Source organism: Pseudomonas sp. MCal1 (genome assembly GCF_026341415.1).
GTDB lineage: Bacteria > Pseudomonadota > Gammaproteobacteria > Pseudomonadales > Pseudomonadaceae > Aquipseudomonas.
Genome location: NZ_JAKUMP010000001.1, coordinates 152,272 through 173,905, shown reverse-complemented (window position 1 = coordinate 173,905; position 21,634 = coordinate 152,272). Strand labels below are relative to the sequence as shown.

Here is a 21,634-nt window from a genome sequence, read left to right as displayed (position 1 = left end):
AAGTGACCTCGGGCGACCCGTGCTCCGGGCGCCCCTGATAATTGTTTTTATAGGTGTCGCGTGAGGCGTGCTGCGGTGGATCAGTACTTCATGACCACAAGGCGGGTCTGGGTGAATTCGAGCATGCCGTGCTTGCCGTCATCACCGCCCAGGCCCGAGCGTTTCCAGCCGGCGTGGTAGCCCTGATACGGATCGGCCGGGGTACGGTTGACGTACAACTCGCCGGCTTCGATGGCGTTGGCGACTTTCTGCGCGGTGCGGTAGTTCTCGGTGTAGAGCACCGACGACAGGCCGAACTGGTGATCGTTGGCCATGGCCAGCGCTTCGTCGATGTCGCGGTACTTGAGTACCGGCAGCACCGGGCCGAAGATTTCTTCCTGGACGATTTCCATGTCCTGACGGCAACCACTAAGCAACGTTGGCGGGTAGAAATGCCCCGGACCTTCGGGCAACACACCGCCGCTTTCGAGGACGGCGCCGTCCGCAATCGCGCGTTCGACCATGGCGTGAATGTTCTTCTGCGAACTGGCGTTGACCAGCGGGCCCATCAGGCTCGCATCTGTGGCGCGGTCACCGAACTTCACCGCGGCGATCTTCGCTTTGAGCAATGCGAGGAAACGCTCGTAGACGCTTTCCTGCACGTAGACCCGCTCCACTGCCGTGCACAACTGGCCGCAGTGAGTGGTCTTGGAGGCGATGATTGCGCTCGCGGCGGTTTCGAGATCAGCGTCGGCTTCGATGATTGCCGGGGTCTTGCCGCCCAGTTCCAGCGACGGCTTGGCGATGTTGGCCTTGCAGTAGTCGAGAACGATGCGCCCGGCGTTGACGCTGCCGGTCAGGGTAATCAGGCCCACGGCTTTGTGCGCGCAAACGGCTGCAGCGGTGGCGTGATCCATGGTCAGGATATTGATTACGCCGTCTGGCATGCCCGATTGCTCCACGGCTTTGGCGATTTCGAACGCCGACGTCGGGGTGTTGTTGCTCGGACGCACCACCACGGTATTGCCGGCAATCAGCGCCGGAGCGACTTTGCGCAACAGGGTGTAGACCGGGTAGTTGAACGGAATCAGGCACGCGACGACGCCAATCGGCTCGCGGTGCAGGAACAGGTTTTCTTCAGGGCTGTCGCTGGGAATGATCTCGCCTTCGATGCGGCGCGCCCACTCGGCGTGGTAGCGGGTGATCTGCGCGGCATAACGGGCTTCGTTGCTGGCGTCGCTCAGGCTCTTGCCGGACTCGGCGGCGAGTGCGGTGCCGATGGCTTCGGCGCGGTCCTCAAGGGCAGCCGCGAACGCTCGCAGGTGCTCGGCGCGCTCGATGCTGGTGAGTTTGCCCCAGGTCTTTTGCGCCTTGGCGGCAGCGTCGACTGCCGCCAAGGCTTCTTCGGCAGTGGCGGCTGACACCTGGCCGATCAACGCTTCGGTGGCCGGGTTGTAGACCGCAATCAGCGCCGCGCTGGCCGGCTCGATGAAGTGGCCGTTAACAAAATTTCGCTCGACTCGCATGTGCATCGCCCATCGTTTGTTTTTATCGATGCCACCAGTCTTGTCATCGACAGCGGGTTCAACAAACGATTTATCCGGCGATCAAACATTCGAAAAAGGCACGTTACTCAGGAAATCGCCTTCGAAGGCTCAAGTTGGCGCTGCGCCAGCCAGATCTCTTCCTGCAACCACTGACTGAACGCCTGCAATTGCGGCATCTGCGTCTGTTCCGGACGGGTCACCAGCCAGTAGGACTGGTGACCCTCGACATGGACGTTATGCACTTGGGTCAACTGCCCGCTGGCCAGCTCCGAGGCGACCATGTGCCAGTCGGCTATGGTGATCCCCAAGCCATCGACTGCCGCTTGAATCGCCAGATCCAGCAGGTCGAATTCATAACCGCCCTGGGTATCGACGCCGCTGATGCGCGCCGCGTCGAGCCAATGCTTCCAGGTCAGGTAGCGCTGATCCTCCCGGGCCAGCACATGCAGCAGGGTCAGGCGATTGAGGTCGATGCCCTGCTCGCCGCCCTCCCGCGCATACAGGGTCGGCGCGCACACGGCGATGTGCCGTTCCTGAATCAGCAGTGAACTGTCGAGCCCATCCCACTCGCCATCGCCAAAACGGATCGCGCAATCGAGGGTGCTGGTTTCCGCCAGACTGTCCTGTAAACGGGTGGTGATGCTCAGTTCCAGTTCCGGATGCTGCTCGCGCAGGCGCCCGAGGCGCGGCATCAGCCAGCGGCTGGTGAACGTTGGTGGCGCGTTGATGTGCAGGCGGTTGGCATGGGTTTTCTGCTGGATGCTGCGCACGGTCAGCTCGATCTTGTCGAACGACTGATGCAGCGCCCGCAGCAGAATCTTGCCGGCGCCGGTAAGTTCGAGATGGTGATGACGGCGTTCAAGCAGACTCTCGCCGAGCTGTTCTTCCAGCTGCCGCACCTGACGGCTGACCGCGCTCTGGGTGACATTGAGCAACTCGGCAGCGCGGGTAAAGCTGCCGGTGCTGCCGGCCACTTCGAATGCTTTGAGCGCATTCAGGCCGGGCATTTTGCGTTTCATACAAGGCACTCGAAAACCACTGACAAGGTGCAAAGCATCCCACGATGATGGCGAATTGTCCTACAGGATTTTCCGAGTAACATGCATTCGACGCAGGTTTCCCTGACGTTTTTATCGTTTGTTCTGCAACGGGCGGATGGCAAAACTGCGCGGCATCTCTAATAAAAACAATCGAGAGCCGCTCCATGCCCTTCCCTGCATCTTTGCGCCTGCGCACCACCTCCATCGCTCTGTTCTGCAGCATTGCCGCCCCGGCCATGGCGGTCCAGGTCACCGACAATCTCGACCTTGGCGGAGCCATTCGTGCCCGTTGGGACGTGGACCCGGATCGCGATATTCAGAAGTTCGGTCTCGACACGGTGTTCCTCAGCGCCAAATACAACTCCGACACCTGGATCGGCGAAGCGCAATACCGCTTCTACGGTCGCTCCTACCCGTACCAGTACACCAAGGACTATGGCGATATCCGCTTCGCCAAATTCGCGTGGGTCGGCTACAAGCTCAATCCCGACCAGCAAGTGCAGGTCGGCCTGAACACCGTGCCATTCGGTTTGCAGCCGTACTTCGGCAGCACGTTTTACGAGACCCTGGGCAACGTCATCGGCCTTGAAGACGTGCAACAGGTCGGTGCCAAATACATCCAGCAAAGTGGCGACTGGAACCTTCAGGGCGGTTATTACCTGCGTCCGGCCTGGCAAGGCAAAGGCACCAGCAAGGGTGTGACCTACTCCAGCGTCGTATCCGGGGCCGACAGTTATGTGGCCGACGGCAGTGATAACCAGGAACGCAACACCGTTGTGCTGCGGGTGGCCAGGTCGCTGGATCTGGGGTCGTGGAAGTCCGAAGTCGGGATCTCCGGCCTGACCTCGACCCTCGAAAACAAGGACACCAATAACGGCGGTCGGCGCAATGCCGTGGCCGTGCACTACATGGGCAAGAACGGAGCATGGGGCGTGCAGTTGCAGGCGGCGCGGCAGCAGATGTCGCCACGCAACGCTGGCACTGATGAACTGGTGACCCTCGGTGGTTACGACGGCACCTACAACGTGGCCAGTCGCGGCAATCTGTACGTGGCCGACCTGAGTTACGACGTGGGCGGCAAATATCTGTTCGATCAGATCAGCGGGATCAAGCTGTACGCCAACTACAGCGCGTTCGACAAGTCAGCCAGCGGCTTCAAGACGTCCGAGCGGATGATCCTCGGCACCTCGTTTTCCGTGAGTAAATTGTGGGTTGCGACCGAATGGCTGTTCGGCAAAAACGATCCGTACATCGGCGGCGGCAGCTACACCCAGAGCCTTGGCGCAGGCGGGCTGGATCAGTGGGAGAACCAGTTATATGTGAACGTCGGGTATTACTTCTGACGCTCGAGATTTCAGCGCCTGACAGTCAGCTATCGCTGGCAAGCCAGCTCTCACAGGATTGATGTTGGCCGCACTCTTTGTGCTCACCTTGATACTTGTGGGAGCTCGCTTGCCAGCGATGGCATCTGCCCAAACAACACTTGCATCCGCCCACCACCAATAGTCAGATAGGCCCATTCCAAAACAACAATAAACCGCCCGATCCGGAGTTCCGCCTCCATGCGTCAACTGCCCTCGCTCAACACCTTGCGCGTGTTCGAAGAAGTCGCCCGTCATCGCAGTTTCAGCCAGGCCGCCATCGGGTTGAACGTCACCCAGGGCGCGGTCAGTCGCCAGATCAAACAGCTTGAAGACTACCTCGGCGTGGCACTGTTCGTGCGCACGCCTCAAGGGCTGTCACTGACCGAAGCCGGCAGCAATCTTTCCCCGCATCTGGCCGAAGCCTTCGACCATATCGAGCGCGCCTTGCAAGCTGTGCGCGTGCCCAACTTGCGTCAGCGCTTGAAAGTGCTAGCACCACCGACCTGGGCCACGCGCTGGCTGTCGCCACACCTGCGCGCGTTCTGCCAGCGCTACCCGGACATCAACCTCAGCGTCACCAACCAGATCGGCCACGACAGCCTTACGGAAGTCGATTGCCACATCCGCTTCGGCCTCGCAGCAGCGCCCCATTGCTCCAGCCAATTGTTGGTGATGGAACGGCACATCGCAGTGGCCAGCCCGGAGCTGTTCAACGGCGATCTGCCACCGGACCTGCGGCAGTTTCCGCTGCTGCACATCCTGCACGACGGCAAGCGTTTGAAGGTCTGGGAGAACTGGCTGGCGGCGATGGGCCGGGATGACATCGATGCCGGGCAAGGGCTGGAATTCAGCACCCTGGATCAGGTGATCCACACTGCGCTGGCCGGCGGCGGTCTGGCGGTGATCGACCGGCAGATGATCGAAAAGGAACTGGCCAACGGCAGCCTGCTGCCGATCACCCCGATTGAGGTGATCGGCCCTTATGGCTATTGGCTGGATGTGGCGAATGACAAGCAAGGCCTGTCGAAAGTGAAGCTGTTTACCGATTGGCTAGGGGTTGTCAGCAACCCCTGACCTGCACTCATCAGACGGGCGTGGCGACTTTCCCGACCGGCGTAACACCGACCTCCACCGGACTCTGCGCCTTGCACGCCTGACTCAACGTCAACGACTTGGTCTCCGGCGCCCATGCCCAGGACAGCAAAGCACCAATCGCCAGAATCGCCGCAAGAATCCCCATCGTCGGGCTCAACCCGATCCCTGCCACACTCACCGGCAACAGGAACGTGCTGACCGCCGAGCCCAGACGACTCACCGCCGTCGCCAGACCAATCCCGCTGGCCCGCACTTCCGTCGGGAAACTTTCCGCCGGGAACACGCCCACCAGATTGCTCACCGCCGACAACACCAGCGTGAACACACCGAACACCAGCACCATAAGCCACGCCGCACTGCCCGGCAGCACCGCCAGCAGAAACAACGCCACCGCCAGAATGATGAACGAGTTGATCAGGAACCCGCGTCGGGTGAATTTGATGGTGCACCAGATGCCGATCAACGCGCCGAGGATCAGCAGCATGTTGAGCATCAGCTCGGTGCCGAAGCCTTCGGCCAGGCCCATCTTCTGCAGGATTGACGGCAGAAAGGTGTAGATGGCGAAGTACGGCATGACGATGCAGACGAAGAACAGGCAGTTGAACGCCGTGCGCTTGCGGTATTCGCGGCTGAACAGCACCGCGTAGCCCGAGCGGGTTTCCGTGGAGCGGGTTTCGTCCAGCTCGACGTTGTCGCCCAGATGCTTTTTGACGATGGCACGGGCTTCGGCCACCCGGCCCTGATTGACCAGCCAGCGCGGCGATTCGGGGGTGCCGATTCGGGCGATCAGAATCAACCCGGCGGGGATCGCTGACGACGCCAGCATCCAGCGCCAGGCATCGTCACCGAGACTGAGCATGGCGGTGCCGACAAAGGTCGCTGCAACGTAACCGAAGGTCCAGATCACACTGAACGAACCCAATAACACGCCGCGATGTTTCTTCGGCGCGAACTCGGCGAGCATTGCGTGACCGACACTGAAATCGCCACCCAGGCCAATGCCGATCAACACCCGGCAGAGAAACAGGCTCATGGCCGTTTCGACGTAGAACTGCATCACCGAAGCGACAGTTATCAGCACGAAACTGACCAGGAAGATTTTCTGCCGGCCGACCTTGTCCGAGATCCAACCGAAAAACAGACTGCCGAGAAACAGGCCAATCAGCGCCGATGCGCCGATCAGGCCCTGCCAGAACGCATCCAGGTGCATCTGCGGGCTGAGCAAGGTGAATGCGATGCCGATCAGGCCAAGGATGTAGCCGTCGGTAAAGTGCGCGCCGAAGGTCAGGCCGGCGATCTTGAGGTGGAAGCGCCCGATGGGCAGGTCATCGATCTTTACGGGTTGAGCGGACATATTCGTCTCCAATTGTTGTTATTGACGGAGAAACCGATTGCTCTTGCTGTTCAATTGTGGGAGCGAGCTTGCTCGCGAAGCGGAGTGTCAGCTGACAGAACTGCCAACTGACCTGACGCCATCGCGAGCAAGCTCGCTCCCACAGGGTTCGGGCAGGCTTACAACCCCCCCATCAACAGGTATTTGATCTCCAGATAGTCATCCAGACCGTACTTCGAACCCTCACGCCCAAGGCCCGATTCCTTGATGCCACCAAATGGCGCCACCTCCGTGGAGATGATCCCTTCGTTGATGCCGACCATCCCGGCTTCCAGCCCTTCGGCCATACGCCAGACCCGGCCGATGTCGCGGCTGTAGCAGTACGCGGAAAGACCGAACGGCGTGTCGTTGGCCCGCGCCAGCACTTCGGCCTCGTCCCTGAAGCGGAAGCACGCGGCCACCGGGCCGAAGGTTTCGTCCTGGGCGATCAGCATGTCGCCGTTGGCTTCGGTGAGGATGGTCGGCTCGTAGAACGTGCCGCCCAAGGCATGACGACGGCCGCCGCACAACAGCGTGGCGCCCTTCTCCAGCGCATCGCTCACGTGGGCTTCAACCTTGGCCAGCGCAGCGGCATTGATCAGCGGACCTTGCTCAGTCTCGCCGTCCAGCGCGCTGCCCACGCGCATCGCCGCCACGGCTTCGGCGAGTTTGCCGGTGAAGGCTTCGTAGACACCGTCCTGAATGAAGAAGCGGTTGACGCACACGCAGGTCTGCCCGGTGTTGCGGAATTTCGAGGCCATTGCGCCCTTCACGGCCGCATCGATGTCGGCATCGTCGAAGACAATGAACGGCGCGTTGCCGCCCAGTTCCAGCGAGACCTTTTTAAGGGTGTCGGCAGCCTGGCGCATCAGCAATTTGCCGGTGCGGGTCGAGCCGGTGAACGACAGCTTGCGCACCAAGCTGGATGCTTGCAGCGCGCCGCCGATGGCCACCGCGTCGCCGGAGACGATGTTGAATACACCGGCCGGAATCCCGGCCTGCTCGGCCAGCACCGCCAGGGCGAACGCCGACAGCGGGGTTTCTTCCGACGGTTTGAGGATCATCGTGCAACCCGCCGCCAGCGCCGGGCCGACCTTGCGGGTGACCATCGCCAGCGGGAAGTTCCACGGTGTGATCGCCGCGACCACACCGATGGCCTCCTTGGTCACGATGATCCGCGCATCGGCCTTGTGGGTCGGGATCACATCGCCATAGGCACGCTTGGCTTCTTCACCGAACCACTCGAGAAAACTCGCGGCGTAGACCACCTCGCCCTTGGCTTCGGCCAGCGGTTTACCCTGCTCGCGGCTGAGCAGGGTCGCCAGATCCTGCTGATTGGCGAGCATCAGATCGCTCCAGCGTTTCAGGCGCTGACTGCGCTCTTTGGCGGTGAATTTGCGCCAGGCCGGCAAGGCACGATTGGCCGCCTCGATAGCGAGGTTGGTTTCCTCGGCACCAGCCTTTTGCACGTCGGTGATCAACTCACCGTTGGCCGGGTTGCGCACCGGGTAAGTGGCGCCGCCCTGGCCCCACTGACCGTCGATAAAGTTGCCGTGACGGATCAACTCGCTCATGCCACCGCCCCCTGCAACGTGAAGCGCTCATTCCCCGGACGGGCCGTGCGCAGGATGCGTTTGCCGGCGGTGTAATCGTTGATCACATCGCACGGGGTGTAGTTGCGTTCCAGCTCGTGCAGCTCTTCCGCATCGAGTTTTGTTTCCAACGCCGCCAGTGCGCTGTCGAACTGCGCCGTGGTGTCGGCGCCGACCAGCATGCAGTCCACGCCCGGATGATTGGCGACCCAGGCCTGAGCGATCTGCGCGTTCGACACGCCACGGGCACGGGCCACGCGCTGCACCGAATGAGCGATTTCGAAAGAGGCTTCGTCGCTGTACATCTGCTGGGTGAAGAAGTCGGTCTGGTTGCGGGTCGATTGCACGTCACCGGTCAACAGACCACGGGCCAGCGGACTGAACACCGACACGCCGATGCCCTGATCGCGGCAGAACGGAATCATCTCGCGCTCTTCTTCGCGGTAGGCGCAGTTCAGTTGCAGCTGCATGTTGATCGGCTTGACCCAACCGTTGCGCTCGCAGGCCATGAGGATTTTCGCCAGTTGACCGGTGAGCATGGTCGAGACGCCGATGTAACGTGCCTTGCCGGAACGCACGATGTCGTTCAGTGCGCCCATGGTTTCCTCGACCGGGGTGTTCACGTCGAAGTAATGCAGCATGAACACGTCGACGTAATCCATATTCAGACGCTTCAGCGAGGCATCGATGCTGTCCATGATGTGCTTGCGCGAATGGCCGCTGGCATTGATGCCGTTGCGGGTGCCGTAGCCGACCTTGGTGGTGATCACCAAGTCCTCGCGGCGGGCCAGACGCTTGACGATGCGCCCCACCACTTCCTCGCCGACACCGGCGGAATAGAAGTCCGCCAGGTCAATGAAGTTCACGCCGTTGTTGAGGGCGTGAGCGACGATAGGTTCGCTTTGTTTTTCATTGAAGATCCACGGTTTCCAGTCCGGGGTGCCCATGTTCATGGTGCCCAGGCACAGACGGGAAACTTGCAGGCCGGAGTTGCCCAAACGGATGTATTGCATGGCGCGGACCTCAGGCTTTTGGCGTGTAGAAAGGGTTGCTGATGTGGTTGACCACATCTTTGAGCTGCGCGGTTTCCGGCTTGCCGGTCAAGGCGGCGCGGATCGCGGTGCGGCAGGCGTTGTAGTTGTTCAGGTAGACCGCATCGAGGTCATCGCAGGCCGGGTTGACCCAGTTGGCGGTGACGATCGCCCACTCGTCTTCGGCTTGCGGCGGCAGCGTGCCGTCGAGCAGCGCTTCGAGCACCGCCTTGGCGATACCGGCCTGGGAGGCGCCCCACGTTGCATTGCCGTGCAGGTCGCTGCTGATCGCAGCCTTGTTGACGTAAAGGGTCATCGGCTTGACCGGGATGTTCGGCTGGGCGATCACCATGAACGGGCAATGTCCCTGGCTCGGCGACGCCAGGCTGTTGGCAAACGCCTGCCCCGCCGGGCCATTGCGCGGGCCGATCAGGATGTTGATATGCGCGGCGTTCACGCCCGGGCCTTCGAAACCTTCACCAATGTACAGGTCGAGTTCTTTCATCAGTCATTACTCTTTGCGATGCAGAGGGATTTTTTGGGGTGATCGACAGCTCACGCGGGCCGAGAGGCCGACGGGATCAATAACGGACGTGGGGAGACGCGAGGGAAGAATCGGGACATGGCTGCAAACGCTCTCTGGTTGTTATTGATGAGCTGTGTTTGCGATTTTTTAACACCGGGGATCTGGCCGGCCGTAACCATTAAAAATCATGGGGCAATGACTTTTAGTCATAGCCTTTATGCAGGTAAAAAAGGGCAGGCGAAAAAAATCCCGCTCGAAAGCAGGATGTTTTTGAACGGCTCTGATTATGCGACGACAGGAATCATCGGATCCGCAGCCGCCAGCGCGCTGGCACGGTCAGCCGCTGGCGGGTAGATCCACTGGGTGTTGATCTGCATCTTGAGGGACTTGCCCTCCTGCTTGACCAGTTTCACCTGACGATCCCAGCCTTCGGTGTACACCGCGCCCCAGGCGCCGAGATCGAGGCAGGTCACGTATTTCGGCTGGCTGTATGGCGTAGGGTCGACACCCAGAATCTGCGCCGCAACGTTGTTGCCGGCGTGGCGCCCCAGTGAAATCGCGTGCTGGCAGGTCATCAGGGCGAAGTTGCCGATATCGTCGCTGGCCGCATAAGCCACGTCGCCGGTGGCGAAGATGTCGTCCTGGCCGATGACTTTCAGATGGGCATCAACGTGCAGGCGACCCTGACGATCACGCTCGGCAGGAATCTGCTCGGTCAGGGAGCTGGCGCGCACGCCGGTGGTCCAGACCACGGTTTTTGCCTCGATACGTTGACCGTCCGACAAGGTCACGCCGTTTTCATCGACCGACAGCACCGACACACCCAGTCGCCATTCCACACCCAATTCTTCGCTTGCTTGGGCAATCGACACGCTGATCGCTTCACCCATGGCCGCGCCAATTTTCTGCCCACGGTCGACGATGATCACCTGAACGTTGGTATCGTCGCCCAGCACGGCCCGCAGACGCGCCGGCATTTCAGTGGCGGTTTCGATGCCGGTGAAGCCACCGCCGGCGACGACCACGGTGTTTCGAGCCTGGCTCTCAGGTTGGTCGATCAAGGATTTCAGGTGGTTTTCCAGGCGGATGGCGGCTTCGATCTGGTCGACGTCAAACGCGTATTGCGCCACGCCCGGGGTGTCCGTCAGGGCCAGGCCGCTGCCGGAGGCGAGCACCAGTTTGTCGTAATTGAACACCTGTTGCGCACCGGCTGCATCGAGGTAGCCCACGGTTTTCGCCTGCACGTCGATGGTGTTCGCCGCGCCCTTGATGAAGTTGACGCCAACCGCATCGAACAGATCGCCTAGCGGCGCCGCCAGCGTGTGGGCGTTCGGCTCATAGAAACGCGGACGAACGCGCAGCTCGGCCTGCGGCGCCAGTACGGTGACGTCGATGTTGTCCCGATTGTGAATGTCGACCAGACGCGTGGCGCTCAACGCCGTCCACATGCCACCGAAACCTGCGCCGATTACCAGAATGTGCTGTTTCATTGTTCTCTCCAGGCACGAAGCCTAGTCACTGAATGAGGTTGAAGGATTCACATCATCGGGAGCGGACACATCTGTATTTTTCAAGAGTGCGGAAGGCTGCTCACCGGATAACGGCGACTGTATTGGTCGCCTTTAACGCCGACAAGTCAGATTTTGTGATGATTATGATCGAATAACTCGATAGCTCAGACCGCTCATGGCTGCCCTACGCAACGCTTTGATTAAGCAATAAACCAAGAAAATCGGGATATACATCGCTGAACACGCAAAGCGTTCGGATTTGTTTGCCACTGATAAGCCTGATAACATCGGCGACAAATACAGTCGGAGATAGTTATGTCGCTTTACAGTGCGGGGGTCGAGTACGGCATTCACTGCCTGGCCTTTCTGGTGGGCAGCGGCGGTGACAGTCGTGAAGCCAGCGTGCGCGATCTGGCAGAACTGCAAGGGGTGCCGCTGGATTACCTGGCGAAGATCTTCACCAAACTGGCCAAAGGCAAACTGGTGGAATCCACCGGCGGCGTACGCGGCGGCTTCACCCTGGCGCGCCCGGCGGATGAAATCACCCTGCTCGACATCGTCAATGCCATCGATGGTCGCAAGAACATTTTCGAATGCCGGGACATTCGCGGACGCTGCGCGCTGTTCGACGGCTCGCCACCGGACTGGGCGCTGGAAGGCACCTGCTCGATTCACGCCGCGATGATGACCGCGCAAAAGCGCATGGAAGAAGCCCTCGCCCAGCAGACCATCCTCGACATCGCCAGAAAGGTCGGGCGCAAGGCGCCGCCGGGGTTCAACAGCCAAGTGGAAGACTGGATGCAGGATCGCCGGGAAAAGAAGACCGGTGGCGCCGGCATTCCGCTCATCGACCTCTCGGACTGAGCTCGATCAGCAGGCAAAAAAAAGCAGAAACCGATCACCGGTTTCTGCTTTTTTATTTCGCCATTACAGGCAATCACGCACCGCTTTGCGCAACGACCCGGACTTCGCCCACGGCGGCCCCTGATAGAGGGAGACACGGCTGCCGTCCTTGTACTTGACCACATCGAGAATCTCGTCGGCGGTGACGATGCTCGGCGCGGTAATCCGATAGCCGTTGGAAATCGCTGTCTGGGAGGTCTTGGCAACGTCCTGCTGCCACAGTGGCAATACACACGCGGCATATTCCTTGGGGGTTTTGTCGCTGGTCTTGCTGACATTTGGCTCGCCCGGCACCAGTGACGCAGGCAACGAACAACCGGCCAATGCCGCCAGCAGCATCCCCCCGATCAATATCCGCATGGTGATTCCTTCATCTGAAAAAACGCGAATGTACCTTGTAACTGTTCGGACATCCATCGTAGCGCTCTGCCGGTACTCCCTGAAAACCGGGCCATTGAGCTTATCGACAGATGACCTTGCCCCGCACCGGAAAAATGCGGCTACTCTGTTTTACCGAGAATGTTCCGGAGGTGATCATGCGGCTCAATGAATACGAACACGAACTTCAGCGTGACCTGCAAAGCGTGGCATCGGACCTGAGATGGTCGGCGGTGGACCTCAAGCGCATCGCCGAGCAACTGCGCCAGTCGGGCAACGAAGCGGACGCCCAGGCGGTGCTGCGATCCTGCGAGGTGCTGCAAAGCGATGAGGAGCGCCTGCAACTGTATGCCCGGGAAGTGAAAGCCCGCGCCATCAGCCGAACCAAAGTCCACTGAACCTCACCCTGTCCACAGCAAAAAGCCCCGGACAACCGGGGCTTTTTCTTTACAGACCCTCAGTCTGCCTTGCGACCGCGTGCGCGGCTTTTGTACCCCGGCAACGCGGCGGCATACGCCAGCGCTTCCTCGCGACTGGCAAACGAAGCGAGCCGGTCACCCTGCGTGCAGACCCGCCACGGGCCGTTGTTCACGCTGAGTACGTCGTAGCCATTCATGTGCATTTTGTTCAGCATCGCCATGCTCATAGACACCTCCTGTCTGGTAACGAACTTTTCCACCTTACACCCGCAACGCGCTCGCGTGCCGACCGGACGTCGCACCGCGCCGCGTCAAGTCCCCGGCACTTTTGCCACTGTCCGGCACTCAGAAACTCTAAACGGCAACGGCCCAAATATTGCTACTTCATGACAGTTTTATGACAAACGGCATTCTGGTGACACATGAAAGTACGAGCAACCGTCATCTGCGAGCAGGATCGACACATTCTCCTGGTGCGCAAACCCAGGTGCCGCTGGACCCTGCCAGGGGGCACCGTCGAGCCGGGAGAAACCCGCGCGCAGGCAGCCGCTCGTGAACTCAGAGAAGAGACCGGACTGGACAGCGACGACATGCTTTATCTGATGGAGTTACAGAATGGCAGCACCCGCCACCACGTCTACGAGGCGTCGGTGCTGAACATCGATCAGGTTCGCCCGCTGAATGAAATCGTCGACTGTCTCTGGCACCCGCTCGATGCGGTGCAGAATCTGAACGTCGGTGAAGCCACGTTGAGCATCATCCGCGCCTTTCGACGACGTCTTTGATCCTTAGCCGGCGAAAGCCCGGCGTCCGGCGCTCATTTCCGTGCGCAATTCACCGATGAAGTTGGAGATGTCACGAATGGTGACCAGGTGCTCCGGGGAAACCCCGTTGAGCAACAGATTGACGCGCCCGCTGTCGGGTTCGTAAACCTTGATCTGCAAGAGGCCCTGCGCCGTTTCGGTGCAATCGCAACACAACGGCGAAAAGCCGGATTCGACGATGCGGCAAATGTCGGCAATGGCAATCATGGGGGCGCGCCTCACAGGCGTTGGCTCGGGCGACCCAATGAGCATAGATGAGCCTTGGCCGCTCTGTTTGCGCCGTCCACCGTAAAATTTGCCAACGGCTTCACATCTTCAATTCGCCGCAATCAGTGGGCGTCGTGATCCCAGATCCAGTTCCAGATTCCCGGCAGGTTCACCGGTTTCGACGACTCTTGCACGGTGCGCGCCAGCGCGGCTTTTTCAAGCGCCGCGCGATCGTCATAGAACGGTTTGTCCGCCAGTCGCACACCGGTGGCGGCGGCGCTGTCGAGCAGAATCTGCAAGTACTCACCAGTGTGTCGAGCGGTGTAGCGATTGAGGTCATGGAAGGTCACCACCACCGGAATTACCCCGTCCACTGTTGGCAATTCGCCGAGGGCTATCTGTTCGCGGACTTCCGACAGCTGACGCAGCATGTTCGCCCGCCGCCGGGGGCTGGCGTTGAAGCCCCAGATCTTGCCATCGTTGGCGCTAAGGTCGGTCAACAACACCCGCATATGGTGCTGCTGATAGGCGGCGAAAGTGCGTTTGTCGTAATTCCAGAACGGCGGACGCAGCAACGTTGGCGGCGCGCCGGTGATCGCCGCGATGTCCGCCGAACCGTTGGTCAGCGAAGTTTCGAGTTCATCCGGGTCGAGCAATCGATGATTGGTGTGCCAATGGGTGGCGGTGTGAAAGCCCAGAACATGCCCTTCAGCGTGCTCGCGGCGCATGACTCGCCGACCGATCTCGCTATTGCCCGCCCGGGGGGCGCCGGTCTGGACAAAAAACACCGCTTTGATGCCCGGTTGCAGCGGGTTGTCCTTGAGGCTGTCGAGCACACTGTCGGTGGGATTGAAAAAACTCGACGCGCTGGGCCCGTCATCGAAGGTCAACAGAAACCGCACAGGCGCCTGTTCTTTAAGCCGGGCGTCGGTCTGCGGGGTCATTTCGATGGGAGCGGCGATGCATCCGGCCAACCCGACGGCCACCGCCATCGCGCAGAAAAGCTTGAACCACTGTGTCATGTTTTGCCTTGAGCCCGACCGTTGCGGTCATGTTGTCGAATGGCAAAACTCCCTCGCCGCTGTTGCCTCCCTGCGACCCAATGAGATGGGCCGAGGTTGGATAAAGATACACAGGATTTGGTTCAGGCGCTCGCACTCACCGGCCAGGGCAGCAAGGATTGATCCGTGCAACTAAGCTCAAACCTTCAGGCAGCTGTTCGCCGGAGGGTCGGCCGATGTGCGGAAGACTGTCGCAATACCGGGGCATCCACGATTTCGTCGCGGTGCTGAGCATTCCCGATGCGCTGATCAATCACGTTGGTGACGCACCGCTGGCGCATTACAACGCCGCGCCCACCACGTCACTGGCGATCCTTCACCAGTACCAACAACGGCTGTACGCCGAAAATCTGCGCTGGGGCTGGCGCCCGCACTGGGCGAAGGATCGCGCGGCGCCGATCAATGCGCGGGTGGAAAAAGTCGCTCATGGGCCGTTCTTTCGAGCAATCTGGCGCCATCGACTGATCGTGCCGGTCGACAACTGGTTCGAGTGGGTCGACGGGCCCGACAAGAGCCGACAGCCGTGGCTGATTCGTCGGGCCGATCATCAGCCGGTTTTCTGCGCCGCCATCGGCCAGTTTCCGACACCCGGCGAACCTCCACGGGACGACGACGGCTTCGTCATCATCACTGCCAATAGCGAAGGTGGCCTCCTCGATGTGCACGACCGGCGCCCGATCGTGCTGTACGCCGATCGGGTGCTGGAATGGCTCGATCCCGCCACACCCACGGAGCGCGCCGAGCAGATGCTGTTGTTCGAGGCCGAGCCGAGCGAAGCGTTTGAATGGCACAAAGTCGGCAAAGCGGTCGGTAACTCACGCAATCAGGGTTCTGAATTGATTGAAGCGGTGACGTAAATAAATGCCGGCGCGGTGCGTTATCAAGAGCAGCCATCCACGAACTGAATCCTGCGCGTTACACACGGTGTTTCATTCTCGAAACACGGCGCTGACACAGTCGTTTGAGTGAACTAACCGCCTGTCTGACATTTCAATCGCCATACATACTTTTAGAAACACTACGGATAGCATGCGCGCCGCATTTCCTATTGGCATACCAGCTGACCAAAGAGTCAGTAAAACCAGGAATACCCCACAAACTTAACAAACCTTGCAGAGAACTAAGTTGCGCGACGATTTTGCAATCAAACAGGTCACCGGCCTGGAGTGTATTCATCTGTCCACGACAGAACGCTTTCAACTCGACTGTTTTATCGCCCACTACATCAAGACTCGAAACCTGCGTGACGTACCCGATATCGACCGTATCCTGCGCGCCACCCTCGAAAACTACCCCTGCCACCCGCCGGTGATGGTCAACGAGCTGAATGCCTGGATCGACAAGACTTTGGGTTATCGGGCCTCCCACCCCGATTTCACGCAGCTGGAAGATCTTTGATGAAACGAAAAAGCCCCGCGATCGCGGGGCTTTTTCGTTGTGGCGTTCAGGGTTTCAGCGGGCGTTCCTGATCACGGTCGGACAACTCTCGGCTGTCGTCATGCTTCCAGGTCTGCTCCTTGTGTTTCTCCCGCTCGATCTCTTCTTCACTCGGTTCATCATCTTCTTCGGGACGTTTCTGCTCGGTTGCCATGTTCACCTCGCTAATGAAATTCATCCATTAAGCGTAGAACACCCGCAACTTATAGCCACCAGCGCAATAGAAAGAAGAACGCCATGCTCAACAGCATGCTGAATAACGTATTGCGTGTGTAGATCACCAGGCCGATTGCCACGAGTGAACTCAGCAGATAAGGGTTATCCCACTGCAGATTCAGTTGTTTGTCCGGCATGAATACAATCGGCCCGCAAATCGCAGTCAACATGCCCGGCACGGCAAAACCGAGAAACTGCCGCGCGTTGCTGCTCAGACGCACCGGCAAGCGCGGCTCGAGAAACACGTAACGGTTCAGGAACACCAGAATCCCCATGCCGATAATCACTGCCCAGACCATCATGTGCGCTCCCGATACAACTTGTTGCAGATAAACCCGGCAGTCATACCCGCCAGTCCCGACAGCACCAGCGCCGAGCCCCACTGCCAATAACTGAACAGCACCGAGCAGAACAGCGACACCGCCACGCAAACCACTGTCGGTACATTGCGCACCACCGGGGTGATCAGGGCGATGAAGGTTGCGGCAATCGAGAAGTCCAGCCCCAGGTGTTCAAGCCCCGGAATGCTGCTGCCAAGCACGATGCCGGCCAGAGTGAAGAGGTTCCAGGCGATGTAGAACGTCAGACCGACGCCCAACGCGTACCAGCGATTGAACTGCTGGCGGTCGTGCTGACTGGTCAGGGCGAACAGTTCATCGGTGAGCAAAAAGCCCAGGCCGATGCGCCAGCGCCCCGGCAACGGCGAAATCACGTGGCGCATGCTCATGCCGTAGAGCAAATGCTGCGACGTCAGCAGCAAGGTTGTCAGCAGAATCGAAAAAATCCCCGCGCCACCCTTGAGCATGCCGATCGCCACCAATTGTGCCGCGCCGGCGAACACGATGCTCGACAGGCCCTGCCCTTGCAGCGGCGTGAGGTTGGCTTCGATCGCCATGGAACCGGCCAGCAGCCCCCAGGGCGCGGTGGCCAGGGATAACGGCATGATCGCCGCGGCTCCGCGAAGAAAGGCACTGCGCGGCATTAATGAGTCAGACATAACACTCTTCAACCGTGAGACAAGACCCCGGACTCTGCCAACAAACGCCCGTGGATGGCTTGAACAATCTTGCGCAGTTGGCGCAAAACCTTCCTTCTGGCAGCCGTTTACCGGCGTAACATGGCAACCATTCACACACGCGTCAGGGAGACGACATGCTGTATCGAATAGCCGGCGACGGGCTGGTGCTGTTTCATTTGCTGTTCATTCTGTTCGTGCTGTTCGGCGGGCTGCTGGTGCTCAAGTGGCCACGATTGTTCTGGCTGCACTTGCCGGCGGCTGCCTGGGGCGTGGCGGTCGAGGTATTGCACCTGACCTGTCCACTGACCTATTGGGAAAACCTGATGCGCCACGCTGCCGGGCAGACCGAGTACGCCGGCGGTTTCATCGAACATTACGTGTGGCCGATCATTTACCCGGCCGGGCTGACACCGCAGATTCAGCTGGTACTGGGCAGCGTGGTGCTGATGGTCAACCTGCTGGTTTACGGGCGTCTGATTCGCCGCTGGAAACTTGGACGCGCCGCGCGCATTCCGTTTTAACGCGCTTTCAAGGTTTCCAGCCAGGCCGGATCGAGGCGCGGCTGATCGGTGTCCAGGCCGAGCGCCCCCATCCGCGCCTTGTGTTCTTCGACTTCCCGGTGCAATTGCGCGTGATCGCTGGAGTTGCCGTCCAGCTCATGCATCTGGGTCAGGCCCAGGTGATAGAAACGCAGCACCTTCATCGCCACCGGATCGCCCTTCTCCACCGCCGCCGTCACCTGATGCATCACGTTGGTGACACTCATCAGGCTGCGCTTGAGCCGCCAGCCGTACACCGCCGGGGCCATCCAGGTCTGATTCCAGAAACGCCCGCGCAGCAACGCCGCCGTCAGCAGGAATGCGCCAAACACCCCGCCAACATTGAATCGCAGGTTATCCCCGCCCGGCTCGCCGAACAGTGCCACTGCCGCAGTCGAAAACACCATCGCCAGCACCAGAAACAGCACCGCGATGATCAGCGTGCTGCGCCGGGTCTGCTGGCGATAAGTGATGGCATCGATCGGTTGAATCTCGAACATCGCGACAGGCTTCCATGGCTTGAGTTAAAAAGAGGCTGCGCATTATCGCCTCTGAGGCGGATTTAGCTATGCTGGAGCGCCTTTTCATCTTTTCAACGTCCAACGGGGACATGGCGATACCACGCAGATCGTGCCATCTTCATTCATGGATACACACTATTCGGATGCCATTGGCCATGTCGGCAATGACATCGTTTTAAGGATCACTGCATGACCCAACGACACGTAATCAATGCCTCGGTCAGCCCGAAAGGCAGCCTCGAAACCCTTTCCCAACGTGAAGTTCAGCAACTGAGCCAGGCCGGAACCGGCAGCACCTACACCCTCTTTCGCCAGTGCGCCCTGGCCATCCTCAACACCGGCGCGCATGTCGACAACGCAAAAACCATCCTTGAAGCCTACAAAGACTTCGAAATCCGCATCCATCAGCAGGATCGCGGTGTACGCCTGGAACTGCTGAACGCCCCGGCCGACGCCTTCGTCGACGGCGAAATGATCGCCAGCACCCGGGAAATGCTGTTCAGCGCCCTGCGCGACATCGTCTACACCGAAAACGAACTCGATGCCCTGAGCATTGACCTCAGCACCTCCCAGGGCATCAGCGACTACGTCTTCCACTTGCTGCGCAACGCGCGCACCTTGCGTCCGGGCGTCGAGCCGAAAATCGTCGTGTGCTGGGGCGGCCACTCGATCAACACCGAAGAATACAAATACACCAAGAAAGTCGGCCACGAACTGGGCCTGCGCAGCCTCGACATCTGCACCGGCTGCGGCCCGGGCGTGATGAAAGGTCCGATGAAAGGCGCGACGATTGCCCACGCCAAACAGCGCATTCACGGCGGCCGCTACCTGGGCCTGACGGAGCCGGGCATCATCGCCGCCGAAGCGCCGAACCCGATCGTCAACGAGCTGGTGATCCTGCCGGACATCGAAAAACGTCTGGAAGCCTTCGTCCGCGTCGGCCACGGCATCATCATCTTCCCGGGCGGCGCCGGCACCGCCGAAGAATTCCTGTACCTGCTGGGCATCCTGATGCACCCGGACAACGCCGGCCTGCCGTTCCCGGTGATCCTGACCGGGCCGAAACATGCCGCGCCATACCTGGAACAGCTCGACGCTTTCGTCACGGCGACCCTCGGCGAAGCAGCGAAGAAGCACTACGAAATCATCATCGACGACCCGGCCGAAGTGGCGCGGCAGATGACCGCGGGCCTCAAGGCCGTGAAGCAGTTCCGCCGCGAACGTGCCGACGCGTTCCACTTCAACTGGTTGCTCAAGATCGACGAGGGCTTCCAGCGCCCGTTTGACCCGACCCACGAAAACATGGCCAACCTCAAGCTGCACCGCGACCAGCCGCCCCATGAACTGGCAGCCAACCTGCGCCGCGCGTTCTCCGGGATCGTCGCCGGCAACGTCAAGGACAAGGGCATTCGCCTGATTGAGGAACACGGCCCGTACCAGATCCGTGGCGACGCCGCGATCATGCAGCCGCTCGATCTGCTGCTCAAAGCCTTCGTCGCCCAGCACCGGATGAAACTGCCGGGCGGCGCGGCGTATGTGCCGTGCTATCGCGTGGTGTCCTGACACCATCAATGCATAAGCCTGGAGCCCCATTCTTCAGGCCACCCCATAACACTGTGGGAGCGGGCTTGCCCGCGAAGCGGACATCGAATTCAACATCATTGTTGACTGACAGATCGCTTTCGCGAGCAAGCCCGCTCCCACAAAAAGAGTGTGAACCATGGATCACATCAACCACATCCTGATCGTCGACGATGACCGCGAGATCCGCGAGCTGGTCGGTAATTACCTGACCAAGAACGGCCTGCGCAGCACCGTGGTCGCCGATGGCCGGCAGATGCGCAGTTTTCTGGAAGCCAACACGGTCGACCTGATCGTGCTCGACATCATGCTACCCGGCGATGACGGGCTGGTGCTGTGCCGCGAGTTGCGCGCCGGCAAGCACAAGGCGATCCCGGTCCTGATGCTTACCGCCCGCGACGACCAGACCGACCGCATCCTCGGCCTGGAAATGGGCGCCGACGATTACCTGACCAAACCCTTCGCCGCCCGCGAACTGCTGGCGCGGATCAACGCTGTGCTGCGCCGCACGCGAATGCTGCCACCCAATCTGCTGATCACTGAAACCGGGCGCCTGCTGGCGTTCGGCCGTTGGCGCCTGGACACCACCGCCCGTCATTTGCTCGATGAAGACGACACCATGGTCGCCCTCAGCGGCGCCGAGTATCGCCTGCTCCGGGTGTTTCTCGACCATCCGCAACGGGTGCTCAGCCGCGACCAGTTGCTCAACCTGACCCAGGGCCGCGACGCCGACCTGTTCGACCGCTCCATCGATTTGCTGGTCAGTCGCCTGCGCCAGCGTCTGTTGGACGACTCCCGCGAGCCGACTTACATCAAGACTGTGCGCAACGAGGGTTATGTTTTCTCCTTCGCCGTGGAGATGCTCGCCGAATCATGATGGATTTGTATCGCTCTGTATAAATTCGCCACGCAGATACGTAACTCGTGTTTTCGGGCCGCAACACCACATACCAGCGATACACCCTCGCGTTTGAATGAACCCACCAGAAAGCACTGGCTCACTCATCTCAAACGCAAGGAGAAACACCATGTTGAAGTCCTCGAAATCCCTGGTACTCGCCATCAGTCTGCTCGGCGGCCTGGCCCTGGCCGACCTGGCGTCCGCCAGCTCCCAGCCGCTGGTCGCCGAATACGGCTCGGAAAACCTGCAGAAAGATCGCGTTGCCGAAGGTGGCGCGGATCGCTTGCAGGAACTGCGTGAGCGCGTGGCTGAAGGGGGTGCGGACCGTTTGCAGGAGTTGCGCGAACGTGTCGCCGAAGGGGGTGCGGATCGCTTGCAGGAACTGCGCGAACGTTCGGCTCGCAGTGTGCTGGTCGCCGAGAACCGTCCCGAGTTCGGTTCCAAGTACCAGCGTTACTGATCGTTTAGACCCGCCGTTGTCGATTCCTGCCGGGGGCGCTCAGCCCCCGCAGCGTTCACTACCGAACCGCCTTGTTCTCTGACACAAAAGCCCCGCTGTTTCCCCACGACAG

26 protein-coding genes are annotated in these 21,634 nt (G+C 60.2%); 11 read left to right on the top strand and 15 right to left on the bottom strand.

The window, feature by feature from the left end; translation table 11 throughout:
• Window positions 1-80 precede the first annotated feature (80 nt).
• Both aldA and MKZ87_RS00900 read right to left on the bottom strand, forming a co-directional pair.
• Complete coding sequence (aldA, locus tag MKZ87_RS00905; protein ID WP_085703664.1) at window positions 81-1,505, bottom strand: aldehyde dehydrogenase; 1,425 nt, start codon at window positions 1,503-1,505, stop codon at window positions 81-83.
• 107 nt (window positions 1,506-1,612) lie between these two features.
• Window positions 1,613-2,545: a LysR substrate-binding domain-containing protein gene (locus MKZ87_RS00900; protein WP_085698267.1), complete on the bottom strand. Its 933-nt coding sequence runs from the start codon at window positions 2,543-2,545 to the stop codon at window positions 1,613-1,615.
• A 185-nt stretch (window positions 2,546-2,730) separates the two neighbouring features.
• Between MKZ87_RS00900 and MKZ87_RS00895 the strand changes: the two genes are divergently transcribed.
• Together MKZ87_RS00895 and MKZ87_RS00890 are read left to right on the top strand one after the other, a co-directional pair.
• A complete protein-coding gene (locus tag MKZ87_RS00895; RefSeq protein WP_085703615.1) occupies window positions 2,731-3,909 on the top strand; it encodes a hypothetical protein in 1,179 nt (392 codons plus the stop codon).
• Between the two features lie 219 nt (window positions 3,910-4,128).
• Window positions 4,129-5,004 carry a LysR substrate-binding domain-containing protein gene (locus MKZ87_RS00890; protein WP_085703616.1) on the top strand — a complete coding sequence of 292 codons (876 nt, stop codon included), beginning with the start codon at window positions 4,129-4,131 and terminating at the stop codon, window positions 5,002-5,004.
• Between the two features lie 10 nt (window positions 5,005-5,014).
• Here the strand turns inward: MKZ87_RS00890 and MKZ87_RS00885 are convergent, their stop codons facing one another.
• The 5 genes from MKZ87_RS00885 to MKZ87_RS00865 all read right to left on the bottom strand — a co-directional run bounded on the left by MKZ87_RS00885 (window position 5,015) and on the right by MKZ87_RS00865 (window position 11,036).
• Complete coding sequence (locus MKZ87_RS00885; RefSeq protein ID WP_085703617.1) at window positions 5,015-6,379, bottom strand: MFS transporter; 1,365 nt, start codon at window positions 6,377-6,379, stop codon at window positions 5,015-5,017.
• A 158-nt stretch (window positions 6,380-6,537) separates the two neighbouring features.
• On the bottom strand, window positions 6,538-7,971 hold the full coding sequence (locus MKZ87_RS00880) for an NAD-dependent succinate-semialdehyde dehydrogenase (protein WP_085703618.1): 1,434 nt from the start codon (window positions 7,969-7,971) through the stop codon (window positions 6,538-6,540).
• Window positions 7,968-9,002 carry an aldo/keto reductase gene (locus MKZ87_RS00875; RefSeq protein ID WP_085703619.1) on the bottom strand — a complete coding sequence of 345 codons (1,035 nt, stop codon included), beginning with the start codon at window positions 9,000-9,002 and terminating at the stop codon, window positions 7,968-7,970. The genes MKZ87_RS00880 and MKZ87_RS00875 overlap by 4 nt, the downstream gene beginning before the upstream one ends.
• 10 nt (window positions 9,003-9,012) lie before the next feature.
• Window positions 9,013-9,525 (bottom strand): formaldehyde-activating enzyme, encoded by a 513-nt coding sequence (fae, locus tag MKZ87_RS00870; RefSeq protein WP_085698261.1) that lies wholly within the window; start codon window positions 9,523-9,525, stop codon window positions 9,013-9,015.
• A gap of 305 nt (window positions 9,526-9,830) precedes the next feature.
• Window positions 9,831-11,036, bottom strand: coding sequence for an NAD(P)/FAD-dependent oxidoreductase (locus MKZ87_RS00865; protein WP_266200075.1), 1,206 nt, complete (start codon window positions 11,034-11,036; stop codon window positions 9,831-9,833).
• Window positions 11,037-11,372: 336 nt separating this feature from the next.
• Here MKZ87_RS00865 and MKZ87_RS00860 point away from each other — a divergent pair, with 336 nt between their 5' ends.
• A complete protein-coding gene (locus MKZ87_RS00860) occupies window positions 11,373-11,921 on the top strand; it encodes an RrF2 family transcriptional regulator (protein WP_085698259.1) in 549 nt (182 codons plus the stop codon).
• 63 nt (window positions 11,922-11,984) lie between these two features.
• Here MKZ87_RS00860 and MKZ87_RS00855 read toward each other — a convergent pair whose 3' ends face one another.
• Window positions 11,985-12,320 carry a hypothetical protein gene (locus MKZ87_RS00855; RefSeq protein ID WP_085698258.1) on the bottom strand — a complete coding sequence of 112 codons (336 nt, stop codon included), beginning with the start codon at window positions 12,318-12,320 and terminating at the stop codon, window positions 11,985-11,987.
• A 176-nt stretch (window positions 12,321-12,496) separates the two neighbouring features.
• On the opposite strand from MKZ87_RS00855, the gene MKZ87_RS00850 reads away from it, so the two are divergent.
• Window positions 12,497-12,736 (top strand): hypothetical protein, encoded by a 240-nt coding sequence (locus MKZ87_RS00850; protein WP_007950501.1) that lies wholly within the window; start codon window positions 12,497-12,499, stop codon window positions 12,734-12,736.
• A 59-nt stretch (window positions 12,737-12,795) separates the two neighbouring features.
• Here MKZ87_RS00850 and MKZ87_RS00845 read toward each other — a convergent pair whose 3' ends face one another.
• Window positions 12,796-12,984, bottom strand: a complete 189-nt coding sequence (locus tag MKZ87_RS00845) for a hypothetical protein (RefSeq protein ID WP_007950503.1) — start codon at window positions 12,982-12,984, stop codon at window positions 12,796-12,798.
• 195 nt (window positions 12,985-13,179) lie between these two features.
• Between MKZ87_RS00845 and MKZ87_RS00840 the strand changes: the two genes are divergently transcribed.
• The gene (locus tag MKZ87_RS00840; protein ID WP_085698257.1) at window positions 13,180-13,542 is read left to right on the top strand and encodes an NUDIX hydrolase; all 363 of its coding nucleotides are present in this window, start codon (window positions 13,180-13,182) and stop codon (window positions 13,540-13,542) included.
• 3 nt (window positions 13,543-13,545) lie between these two features.
• On the opposite strand, the gene MKZ87_RS00835 is transcribed toward MKZ87_RS00840, so the two are convergent.
• Window positions 13,546-13,788, bottom strand: coding sequence for a DUF1652 domain-containing protein (locus tag MKZ87_RS00835; RefSeq protein WP_085698256.1), 243 nt, complete (start codon window positions 13,786-13,788; stop codon window positions 13,546-13,548).
• 122 nt (window positions 13,789-13,910) lie between these two features.
• Window positions 13,911-14,810: a polysaccharide deacetylase family protein gene (locus tag MKZ87_RS00830; protein ID WP_266200074.1), complete on the bottom strand. Its 900-nt coding sequence runs from the start codon at window positions 14,808-14,810 to the stop codon at window positions 13,911-13,913.
• 215 nt (window positions 14,811-15,025) lie between these two features.
• On the opposite strand from MKZ87_RS00830, the gene MKZ87_RS00825 reads away from it, so the two are divergent.
• Entirely contained in the window at window positions 15,026-15,706 is a 681-nt protein-coding gene (locus MKZ87_RS00825) for an SOS response-associated peptidase (protein WP_085703623.1), read from the top strand.
• Window positions 15,707-15,974: 268 nt separating this feature from the next.
• Window positions 15,975-16,247 carry a hypothetical protein gene (locus tag MKZ87_RS00820; protein ID WP_085703624.1) on the top strand — a complete coding sequence of 91 codons (273 nt, stop codon included), beginning with the start codon at window positions 15,975-15,977 and terminating at the stop codon, window positions 16,245-16,247.
• A 46-nt stretch (window positions 16,248-16,293) separates the two neighbouring features.
• Here MKZ87_RS00820 and MKZ87_RS00815 read toward each other — a convergent pair whose 3' ends face one another.
• Genes MKZ87_RS00815 through MKZ87_RS00805 form a run of 3 tightly spaced genes read right to left on the bottom strand, consistent with a single transcriptional unit; the run spans window position 16,294 to window position 17,499 of the window.
• Entirely contained in the window at window positions 16,294-16,440 is a 147-nt protein-coding gene (locus MKZ87_RS00815) for a hypothetical protein (RefSeq protein ID WP_007950514.1), read from the bottom strand.
• A gap of 49 nt (window positions 16,441-16,489) precedes the next feature.
• Complete coding sequence (locus tag MKZ87_RS00810) at window positions 16,490-16,801, bottom strand: AzlD domain-containing protein (protein WP_176247751.1); 312 nt, start codon at window positions 16,799-16,801, stop codon at window positions 16,490-16,492.
• Window positions 16,801-17,499 (bottom strand): AzlC family ABC transporter permease, encoded by a 699-nt coding sequence (locus MKZ87_RS00805; protein ID WP_045121617.1) that lies wholly within the window; start codon window positions 17,497-17,499, stop codon window positions 16,801-16,803. Before MKZ87_RS00805 ends, MKZ87_RS00810 begins: the two co-directional genes overlap by 1 nt.
• 155 nt (window positions 17,500-17,654) lie before the next feature.
• Between MKZ87_RS00805 and MKZ87_RS00800 the strand changes: the two genes are divergently transcribed.
• Window positions 17,655-18,041, top strand: coding sequence for a DUF2784 domain-containing protein (locus MKZ87_RS00800; protein WP_085698251.1), 387 nt, complete (start codon window positions 17,655-17,657; stop codon window positions 18,039-18,041).
• On the opposite strand, the gene MKZ87_RS00795 is transcribed toward MKZ87_RS00800, so the two are convergent.
• Window positions 18,038-18,559, bottom strand: coding sequence for a DUF3087 domain-containing protein (locus MKZ87_RS00795; RefSeq protein WP_085703626.1), 522 nt, complete (start codon window positions 18,557-18,559; stop codon window positions 18,038-18,040). The genes MKZ87_RS00800 and MKZ87_RS00795 overlap by 4 nt on opposite strands.
• Window positions 18,560-18,769: 210 nt before the next feature.
• Between MKZ87_RS00795 and ppnN the strand changes: the two genes are divergently transcribed.
• The 3 genes from ppnN to MKZ87_RS00780 all read left to right on the top strand — a co-directional run bounded on the left by ppnN (window position 18,770) and on the right by MKZ87_RS00780 (window position 21,522).
• On the top strand, window positions 18,770-20,143 hold the full coding sequence (ppnN, locus tag MKZ87_RS00790; RefSeq protein ID WP_007950520.1) for a nucleotide 5'-monophosphate nucleosidase PpnN: 1,374 nt from the start codon (window positions 18,770-18,772) through the stop codon (window positions 20,141-20,143).
• Between the two features lie 157 nt (window positions 20,144-20,300).
• On the top strand, window positions 20,301-21,038 hold the full coding sequence (locus MKZ87_RS00785; protein WP_085698249.1) for a response regulator: 738 nt from the start codon (window positions 20,301-20,303) through the stop codon (window positions 21,036-21,038).
• A gap of 151 nt (window positions 21,039-21,189) precedes the next feature.
• On the top strand, window positions 21,190-21,522 hold the full coding sequence (locus MKZ87_RS00780; RefSeq protein WP_085703627.1) for a hypothetical protein: 333 nt from the start codon (window positions 21,190-21,192) through the stop codon (window positions 21,520-21,522).
• The last annotated feature ends 112 nt before the right edge of the window (window positions 21,523-21,634 follow it).

What these genes read in the sequence shown, in the direction of transcription:
- aldA (WP_085703664.1), bottom strand. Translation starts at nt 1,505, where the DNA reads ATGCGAGTCGAGCGAAATTTTGTTAACGGCCACTTCATCGAGCCGGCC.
- MKZ87_RS00900 (WP_085698267.1), bottom strand. Translation starts at nt 2,545, where the DNA reads ATGAAACGCAAAATGCCCGGCCTGAATGCGCTCAAAGCATTCGAAGTG.
- MKZ87_RS00895 (WP_085703615.1), top strand. Translation starts at nt 2,731, where the DNA reads ATGCCCTTCCCTGCATCTTTGCGCCTGCGCACCACCTCCATCGCTCTG.
- MKZ87_RS00890 (WP_085703616.1), top strand. Translation starts at nt 4,129, where the DNA reads ATGCGTCAACTGCCCTCGCTCAACACCTTGCGCGTGTTCGAAGAAGTC.
- MKZ87_RS00885 (WP_085703617.1), bottom strand. Translation starts at nt 6,379, where the DNA reads ATGTCCGCTCAACCCGTAAAGATCGATGACCTGCCCATCGGGCGCTTC.
- MKZ87_RS00880 (WP_085703618.1), bottom strand. Translation starts at nt 7,971, where the DNA reads ATGAGCGAGTTGATCCGTCACGGCAACTTTATCGACGGTCAGTGGGGC.
- MKZ87_RS00875 (WP_085703619.1), bottom strand. Translation starts at nt 9,002, where the DNA reads ATGCAATACATCCGTTTGGGCAACTCCGGCCTGCAAGTTTCCCGTCTG.
- fae (WP_085698261.1), bottom strand. Translation starts at nt 9,525, where the DNA reads ATGAAAGAACTCGACCTGTACATTGGTGAAGGTTTCGAAGGCCCGGGC.
- MKZ87_RS00865 (WP_266200075.1), bottom strand. Translation starts at nt 11,036, where the DNA reads ATGAAACAGCACATTCTGGTAATCGGCGCAGGTTTCGGTGGCATGTGG.
- MKZ87_RS00860 (WP_085698259.1), top strand. Translation starts at nt 11,373, where the DNA reads ATGTCGCTTTACAGTGCGGGGGTCGAGTACGGCATTCACTGCCTGGCC.
- MKZ87_RS00855 (WP_085698258.1), bottom strand. Translation starts at nt 12,320, where the DNA reads ATGCGGATATTGATCGGGGGGATGCTGCTGGCGGCATTGGCCGGTTGT.
- MKZ87_RS00850 (WP_007950501.1), top strand. Translation starts at nt 12,497, where the DNA reads ATGCGGCTCAATGAATACGAACACGAACTTCAGCGTGACCTGCAAAGC.
- MKZ87_RS00845 (WP_007950503.1), bottom strand. Translation starts at nt 12,984, where the DNA reads ATGAGCATGGCGATGCTGAACAAAATGCACATGAATGGCTACGACGTA.
- MKZ87_RS00840 (WP_085698257.1), top strand. Translation starts at nt 13,180, where the DNA reads ATGAAAGTACGAGCAACCGTCATCTGCGAGCAGGATCGACACATTCTC.
- MKZ87_RS00835 (WP_085698256.1), bottom strand. Translation starts at nt 13,788, where the DNA reads ATGATTGCCATTGCCGACATTTGCCGCATCGTCGAATCCGGCTTTTCG.
- MKZ87_RS00830 (WP_266200074.1), bottom strand. Translation starts at nt 14,810, where the DNA reads ATGACACAGTGGTTCAAGCTTTTCTGCGCGATGGCGGTGGCCGTCGGG.
- MKZ87_RS00825 (WP_085703623.1), top strand. Translation starts at nt 15,026, where the DNA reads ATGTGCGGAAGACTGTCGCAATACCGGGGCATCCACGATTTCGTCGCG.
- MKZ87_RS00815 (WP_007950514.1), bottom strand. Translation starts at nt 16,440, where the DNA reads ATGGCAACCGAGCAGAAACGTCCCGAAGAAGATGATGAACCGAGTGAA.
- MKZ87_RS00810 (WP_176247751.1), bottom strand. Translation starts at nt 16,801, where the DNA reads ATGGTCTGGGCAGTGATTATCGGCATGGGGATTCTGGTGTTCCTGAAC.
- MKZ87_RS00805 (WP_045121617.1), bottom strand. Translation starts at nt 17,499, where the DNA reads ATGTCTGACTCATTAATGCCGCGCAGTGCCTTTCTTCGCGGAGCCGCG.
- MKZ87_RS00800 (WP_085698251.1), top strand. Translation starts at nt 17,655, where the DNA reads ATGCTGTATCGAATAGCCGGCGACGGGCTGGTGCTGTTTCATTTGCTG.
- MKZ87_RS00795 (WP_085703626.1), bottom strand. Translation starts at nt 18,559, where the DNA reads ATGTTCGAGATTCAACCGATCGATGCCATCACTTATCGCCAGCAGACC.
- ppnN (WP_007950520.1), top strand. Translation starts at nt 18,770, where the DNA reads ATGACCCAACGACACGTAATCAATGCCTCGGTCAGCCCGAAAGGCAGC.
- MKZ87_RS00785 (WP_085698249.1), top strand. Translation starts at nt 20,301, where the DNA reads ATGGATCACATCAACCACATCCTGATCGTCGACGATGACCGCGAGATC.
- MKZ87_RS00780 (WP_085703627.1), top strand. Translation starts at nt 21,190, where the DNA reads ATGTTGAAGTCCTCGAAATCCCTGGTACTCGCCATCAGTCTGCTCGGC.